This window comes from Pseudomonas sp. NPDC088885, assembly GCF_044750025.1.
GTDB classification, from domain to species: domain Bacteria; phylum Pseudomonadota; class Gammaproteobacteria; order Pseudomonadales; family Pseudomonadaceae; genus Aquipseudomonas; species Aquipseudomonas rustica.
This window is the reverse complement of record NZ_JBIVJB010000148.1, coordinates 1-7,357: the sequence shown is the minus strand read 5'-3', so window position 1 is coordinate 7,357 and position 7,357 is coordinate 1. Positions and strand designations below refer to the sequence as shown.

Genomic DNA, 7,357 nt, shown 5'->3' with positions numbered 1-7,357 from the left:
CGTGCGCAACTACACCATCGGCGACGTGATCTCCCGCTACCAGCGCATGCTCGGCAAGAACGTTCTGCAACCGATGGGTTGGGACGCTTTCGGCATGCCGGCAGAAAACGCCGCAATGAAGAACAACGTAGCCCCGGCCAAGTGGACCTACGAAAACATCGCCTACATGAAAACCCAGCTGCGCAGCCTGGGTCTGGCGGTCGACTGGTCGCGCGAAGTCACCACCTGCAAGCCGGATTACTACCGTTGGGAACAATGGCTGTTCACTCGCCTGTTCGAAAAAGGTGTGATCTACCGTAAAAACGGCACCGTGAACTGGGATCCGATCGACCAGACCGTTCTCGCTAACGAACAGGTGATCGACGGTCGCGGCTGGCGTTCCGGCGCGCTGATCGAAAAGCGCGAAATCCCGATGTACTACTTCAAGATCACCGCTTATGCGGATGAGCTGCTGGAGAGCCTCGACGAACTGACTGGCTGGCCTGAACAGGTCAAGACCATGCAGCGCAACTGGATCGGCAAATCCCGCGGCATGGAAGTGCAGTTCCCGTACAACGTCGATTCGATCGGCGAAGCCGGCACCCTCAAAGTCTTCACTACCCGTCCGGACACCCTGATGGGCGCGACCTATGTCGCCGTGGCTGCCGAGCACCCGCTGGCCACCCTGGCCGCGAAAAACAACCCTGAGCTGCAAGCGTTCATCGCTGAATGCAAGGGCGGCAGCGTCGCTGAAGCCGACGTCGCCACGCAGGAAAAGAAAGGCCTGCCGACCGGCCTGTTCGTCGAGCACCCGCTGACTGGCGAGAAACTGCCGGTGTGGGTCGCCAACTATGTGCTGATGCACTACGGCGACGGCGCTGTGATGGCAGTACCAGCGCACGACGAGCGCGATTTCGAATTCGCTCACAAGTACAACCTGCCGGTTAAATCGGTCGTGCGTACCAGCTCTGGCGACAGCAACCCTGCGCCGTGGCAAGACGCCTACGGCGAGCACGGCACACTGATCAACTCCGGCGAGTTCGACGGTCTGGACTTCGCCGGCGCGTTCGACGCCATGGAAGTCGCCCTGATCAAGAAAGAACTGGGCGCCTCGCGTACTCAGTTCCGCCTGCGCGACTGGGGCATCAGCCGTCAGCGCTACTGGGGCTGCCCGATCCCGATCATCCACTGCGATGCGTGCGGTGACGTGCCGGTGCCGGAAGATCAACTGCCTGTCGTCCTGCCGGAAGACGTGGTGCCGGACGGCGCCGGTTCGCCGCTGGCGCGCATGCCAGAGTTTTACGAGTGCAGCTGCCCGAAATGCGGTCAGCCTGCCAAGCGTGAAACCGACACCATGGATACCTTCGTCGAGTCGTCGTGGTACTACGCCCGTTACGCCTCGCCGCACTTTGAAGGCGGTCTGGTGGAAAAATCCGCAGCTGATCACTGGCTGCCGGTCGATCAGTACATCGGCGGTATCGAACACGCGATTCTTCACCTGCTCTACGCGCGCTTCTTCCACAAGCTGATGCGCGATGAAGGTCTGGTGAGCTCCAACGAGCCGTTCAAGAACCTGCTGACCCAAGGCATGGTGATCGCCGAAACCTACTATCGTCGCGAAGCCAACGGTGCTTACACCTGGTTCAACCCGGCGGACGTAGAACTCGAGCGTGACAGCAAAGCCAAGGTCATCAGCGCCAAGCTGAAATCCGACGGTCTGCCGGTGGAAATCGGTGGCACCGAGAAAATGGCCAAGTCGAAAAACAACGGCGTCGACCCTCAGTCGATGATCGATCAGTTCGGCGCTGACACTTGCCGTCTGTTCATGATGTTCGCCTCGCCGCCTGACATGAGCGCCGAATGGTCGGACTCCGGCGTTGAAGGTTCGCACCGTTTCCTCAAGCGCGTCTGGCGTCTGGCGCAAGCCCACGTTGGTCAGGGCCTGCCGGGCAAGCTCGACATCGCCAGCCTGAATGACGAGCAGAAAGCCGTTCGCCGTTCGATCCACATGGCCATCAAGCAAGCCAGCCACGACGTCGGCCAGAACCACAAATTCAACACCGCCATCGCTCAGGTGATGACGCTGATGAACGTGCTGGAAAAAGCCGCACAAGGCACCGAACAGGATCGCGCGCTGGTTCACGAAGGTCTGGAAGCCGTAACGCTGTTGCTGGCGCCGATCACCCCGCACATCAGCCACGAGCTGTGGAATCAACTGGGTCACGCCGATGCAGTGATCGACGCCGGTTGGCCAGCCGTGGACGAAAGCGCGCTGGTGCAGGACAGCCTGACCCTGGTGATCCAGGTCAACGGCAAGCTGCGCGGCCAGATCGAAATGCCGGCCAGCGCCACCCGTGAAGAAGTTGAAGCGGCAGCCCGTGGCAACGAAAACGTTCTGCGTTTCGTCGACGGTCTGACCATTCGTAAAGTGATCGTTGTGCCGGGGAAACTGGTCAACATCGTCGCCAGCTAATTGGATCGGGCGTCAGGTTCGCCTGACGCCAAGTAAAACCTTTCGGGCCGCACGGTCGGCCCACCTGGTTTCAAGGGGAGCAACACAATGATCAAACGCAATCTGCTGGTGATGGGTCTCGCCATTCTGTTGAGCGCCTGCGGTTTCCAGCTGCGCGGCACCGGCACCAACCAACTGACGATCAAGGAACTCGACCTGAGCGCGCGTAACGCTTACGGCGAGACCGTTACGCAACTGCGTACGTCGCTGGAGTCCAGCGGCGTCAAGGTATTCACTGGCGCACCCTACAAGCTGTATCTGTCTGACGAACAGGAAAGCCAGCGTATCCTCAGCTATGCTGGCGCCGGCCGTACTGGCGAGTACCAGGTGAGCACCGTCCTGAGCTACGACATTGTTGGCGAAAACAATCTGAACCTCTTGAGCGACAAGCTGGAGGTGCAGAAGGTATTCATTCACGACGGCAACAACCTTGTCGGTTCCGATCAGGAAGCCAACGACGCCCGTCGCGAAACTCGCCGCGACCTGGTGCAACGCATGATGCTGCGTCTGCAGCAACTGACCCCGGCTCAACTGCAGGAACTGCAGGCGACCGCCGATGCCCGCGCCAAGGCAGAAGCCCAGGCCCTGGAAGCGGCGCAGAAAGCTGAAGCGGAAACCCCGCGTCAGTCGCCGCTCGAAGTACCGCAGCAGTAAGATGTTCGGGGCGCTCAGGCGCCCCGTTCGACCTCTCTTATGAAGCTCGCCCCCGCCCAACTCGGTAAACACCTGCAAGGCGCCCTCGCGCCGGTCTACATCATCAGCGGCGATGACCCGCTGCTGTGTCAGGAAGCTGCCGACGCCATCCGCCGTGCTGCCCGCGAGCAAGGCTTCGACGAACGCCAGGTCTTTGCCGCCGACGCCAATTTCGATTGGGGTACGCTGTTGCAGGCCGGTGCCAGCATGTCGTTGTTCGCGGAAAAACGCCTGCTGGAACTGCGTCTGCCGTCGGGTAAACCCGGTGACAAAGGCGCTGCCGCGTTCATCGAATATTGCTCGCGCCCCGCTGAAGACACGGTGCTGCTGATCAGCTTGCCCAAGCTCGATGGCAGTGCGCAGAAAACCAAGTGGGGCAAGGCGCTGGTTGAAGGCCAGCAGACCCAGTTCATTCAGATCTGGCCGGTGGATGCCAATCAGTTGCCGAGCTGGATTCGTCAGCGTCTGTCGCAGGCCGGGTTGTCGGCCAGTCAGGACGCGGTCGAATTGATTGCCGCGCGTGTCGAGGGCAACTTGCTCGCCGCCGCGCAGGAAATCGAAAAGCTCAAGCTGATGGCGGAAGGCGGACAGATCACCGTTGAAACCGTGCAGGCCGCTGTGGCCGACAGCGCACGGTTTGACGTATTCGGCCTGACTGATGCGGTGCTCAACGGCGAACCAGCGCATGCTCTGCGCATGCTCGAAGGCTTGCGCGGTGAAGGTGTCGAGCCGCCGGTGATTCTCTGGGCACTGGCGCGGGAATTGCGCCTGCTGGCCAATATCTCGCTGCAGTACAGTCAGGGCACGCCGCTGGACAAATGTTTCAGTCAGGCGAAACCGCCGGTCTGGGATAAGCGCAAACCGCTGATGAGCAAAGCCCTGCAACGCTACACGGCGCAACGCTGGGCGCAGTTGCTGCTGGAAGCTCAGCGCATTGATGCGCAGATCAAGGGCCAGGCGGCGGGTTCACCGTGGATGAGCTTGAGCCGATTGGCATTGTTGATGGCTGGGCAGCGTCTGACACTGCCTGCTGAATAAGATCAAAGATCGCAGCCTTCGGCAGCTCCTACACCGATCCTTGTAGGAGCTGCGGCACGCTGCGATCTTTTGCTCTTGTTTCCTACAATGCACGCCCACATTTGCCCTATAGACAGACGCCCAACATCGGCAGATTATTTCCCCCGCAAAACCCACCCCAATGAGAGAACCCTCATGAGCAAAAAGCCAGCAAAGCATGGCCCCAACAAGGCCAAATCCATCGTCGCCCAGCCCCTGTTCCGCAGTCGCCAGGAACGACCAACCAAGGGTAAAGGCAGCTACCGCCGCGAAGCCTTCCAGTCTGACAGCTGGGAGGCTTCTTACTTTCTGGCTGCTTAAAGCGCAGTACCCCCCGCTCATGTTAAGGTCTGCACTTGACTCGTTTCCCCTGGAACTGTGCATGCCCCTAAGTCTTTCCCATCGTTGGCCTGTTCGCCAATTGATCGCTGCCTCCAGCTTCATCCTGCTTGTCGCCTGCGCGGAAAAACCCACCGCCGCCGATGCGCAACCTCTTCAAGCTGCCCCTGTCGCCACGGCCCCAGCGATCATCCCGCCGGTAGTGCCGTCCGCCGACCCTCTCGATCTTCAGCCGACCCAGACCTTTGCCGAATGGCAAGCAGGCTTCCGTAAGGATGCCTTGGCCGCCGGCATCAGCCCTGAGCTGTTTGATCGCGCATTTGCCAACGTCAGCTTCGACGCAAGCATCATCCGCGCTGACCGCAGCCAGCCTGAGTTCTCCCGCCCGGTGTGGGAATACCTCGATGGCGCGCTTTCGCCGTTGCGCGTACGCAAAGGTCAGGCGCTGATCAATCAGTACGCCGACATTCTGCAAAGCATCGAACAGCGTTACGGCGTCGACCGTCAGGCGCTGGTGTCGGTGTGGGGCATGGAAAGTAACTTCGGCCAGTTCCAGGGCACAAAGTCAGTGATCAATTCGCTGGCCACCCTCGCCTACGAAGGTCGCCGTCCTGGCTTTGCCCATGCGCAATTGATTGCCGCGCTGCAGATCCTGCAACAGGGCGATATCACGCCGGAGAAGATGCTTGGCTCTTGGGCTGGCGCGATGGGTCAGACCCAGTTCATTCCGACTACCTACAACACGCACGCCGTGGATTTTGACGGTGATGGTCGCCGCGACATCTGGGGCAGCCCGGCCGATGCGCTGGCCTCGACCGCGCACTACCTGCAAAGCTCCGGCTGGCAGCGGGGTCAGCCGTGGGGTTTCGAGGTGCAACTGCCGAGCGGTTTCAACTACACACTGGCTGACGGTGCGATGCGTAAAACCGTCGCTGAATGGCGCCAACTGGGTGTGATTCTGCCGAATGGCGGTCAGACTCCGGCGGGCTCCGAGCAATTGTCCGCCGCACTGCTGCTGCCGGCCGGTTATCGTGGCCCGGCGTTTCTGGTGCTGGATAACTTCCGGGCGATCCTCAAGTACAACAATTCTTCGTCGTATGCGTTGGCGGTTGGCTTGTTGTCTGAGCGCTTCAGTGGCGGTGGTCTGATCAACGGCACCTGGCCGAAAGATGACATGCCGCTCAGCCGCAGCGAGCGCATTGAACTGCAGAACCTGTTAAGCGCGCGCAACTTTGACGCGGGCACAGCGGACGGGATTATCGGCGCTAACACGCGTAAGGCGATCCGCAGTGCGCAGCAGTCGTTTGGCTGGCCGGCGGATGGTTATCCGACGCATAAGCTGCTTGAGAGCTTGCGTACCCAGTAGTGGCTCGGTTGTATGGCGACTGACGCCTTCGCGAGCAAGCCCGCTCCCACAGTTGATCGAGTTTCAGCATAAGAACACGGTCGAATGTGGGAGGGGGCTTGCTCCCGAAGACTGACTGTCAGGCGACTTATTTCTAAGCCTTGATCACCAGATCCTGCTCCAGCATCAATTCCTTCTTCCCGGCATCCAGCCTTACCAGCGCGCCCATTGGCAGCGTCAGGTTCGGATCACAATGCCCGCTGCGCCACCCCGACAACACCGGAATCCGTAACGGCTCGAATGTCTGCTTGAGCAAACGGTTCAACGCCTCGACATCCACCCCCGCGACATCCCCAACCAACACCCCACGCAACCTCGCCAGCTTCCCGGCCAGGCGCATCTGCGTCAGCAGTCGATCGATGCGATAAAGCGGCTCGTTGATGTCTTCGATCAGCAGGATCACCCCTTCGACATCAATTTCGTAAGGCGTGCCCAATGTCGCCGCGATCATCGCCAGATTGCCACCGAGCAAACGCCCATGGGCAATGCCGGGCTCAACCGTGGTCAAGGGGTAAGCCACCGGGTGGCTGAGCACACTCCCCGCTTTCAACTGACCGCGCAGCATGGCGAAGAATGACGTCACGGTCGGTGGTTCTTTGTCACCAAGCAGGTCAGCGTTGAGCAGCGGCCCGTGAAAGGTCACAAACCCGGCGTAACGGCTGATCGCGAGGTGCAGCGCGGTGATGTCGCTGTAACCGACAAAGGGTTTGGCGTTTCGGCTGAGCAGGTCGTAGTCGATCCGATCCAGCAGGCGCGGCGTGCCGTAGCCGCCGCGCAGGCAAATGATTGCATCGACCTCGGCATCGGCGAACGCTGCGTGCAGATCGTTAAGCCGCACCTCATCGCTGCCAGCCAGATAGCCATCCTTTTCATAGACGCCGGGAAACACCTTCAGCGCATAACCGCGAGCGCGCATCCACTGCACAGCCTTGTCGGTGTCCAGCGCACCGGGCCCGGCAGGCGCGATAACGCCGATCACGCCCTCTGACGGCAGCGCCGGCACGGGTTTATGCGGAAAAAGGCTGTGGGTCGGTCGAACGGTCATCCATGGGGCTCCCAGTGTGAAGTCATGCGCACACAGTAGTCAGGAAAGCAGGCAAAAAAAAGCCCGCCGGACTTAAAGCCACGGCGGGCATTTTATTCAGTGCTGAATCAGGAACCCATCAACTCAGCCTTGACCAGCTTCGCTTGCTCGTCGGCGTGATACGACGAACGTACCAGCGGGCCCGACGCAACGTTTTTGAAGCCCATCTTGTAACCTTCTTCGGCGAACCAGGCGAAGGTGTCCGGGTGCACGAAACGCTGCACCGGCAAGTGGCTGCGCGACGGTTGCAGGTACTGGCCGAGGGTCAGCATGTCGATGTCGTGTTCGC

Annotated in this window: 6 protein-coding genes and 1 pseudogene; 5 read left to right on the top strand and 2 right to left on the bottom strand. The window is 60.5% G+C overall.

Features of this window, described 5'->3' with window-relative positions; translation table 11 throughout:
• From leuS to ACIP1X_RS27075, 5 genes are all read left to right on the top strand, one after another.
• Positions 1-2,452, top strand: a 2,452-nt coding sequence (gene leuS, locus ACIP1X_RS27095) for a leucine--tRNA ligase (protein WP_400755810.1), incomplete at its 5' end; no start/stop codon positions are given.
• 87 nt (positions 2,453-2,539) lie between these two features.
• Positions 2,540-3,145, top strand: coding sequence for an LPS assembly lipoprotein LptE (gene lptE / locus ACIP1X_RS27090; protein WP_400755809.1), 606 nt, complete (start codon positions 2,540-2,542; stop codon positions 3,143-3,145).
• A gap of 39 nt (positions 3,146-3,184) precedes the next feature.
• Entirely contained in the window at positions 3,185-4,222 is a 1,038-nt protein-coding gene (holA, locus tag ACIP1X_RS27085; RefSeq protein WP_212550853.1) for a DNA polymerase III subunit delta, read from the top strand.
• Positions 4,223-4,396: 174 nt separating this feature from the next.
• A complete protein-coding gene (gene arfA / locus ACIP1X_RS27080) occupies positions 4,397-4,561 on the top strand; it encodes an alternative ribosome rescue factor ArfA (protein ID WP_053124158.1) in 165 nt (54 codons plus the stop codon).
• A gap of 61 nt (positions 4,562-4,622) precedes the next feature.
• Entirely contained in the window at positions 4,623-5,945 is a 1,323-nt protein-coding gene (locus tag ACIP1X_RS27075; protein WP_400755808.1) for a lytic murein transglycosylase, read from the top strand.
• Between the two features lie 133 nt (positions 5,946-6,078).
• Here ACIP1X_RS27075 and ACIP1X_RS27070 read toward each other — a convergent pair whose 3' ends face one another.
• Both ACIP1X_RS27070 and ACIP1X_RS27065 read right to left on the bottom strand, forming a co-directional pair.
• A complete protein-coding gene (locus ACIP1X_RS27070; RefSeq protein ID WP_400755807.1) occupies positions 6,079-7,029 on the bottom strand; it encodes an LD-carboxypeptidase in 951 nt (316 codons plus the stop codon).
• 107 nt (positions 7,030-7,136) lie between these two features.
• A pseudogene (locus tag ACIP1X_RS27065) lies at positions 7,137-7,357 on the bottom strand (lipoyl synthase); the annotation flags it as partial.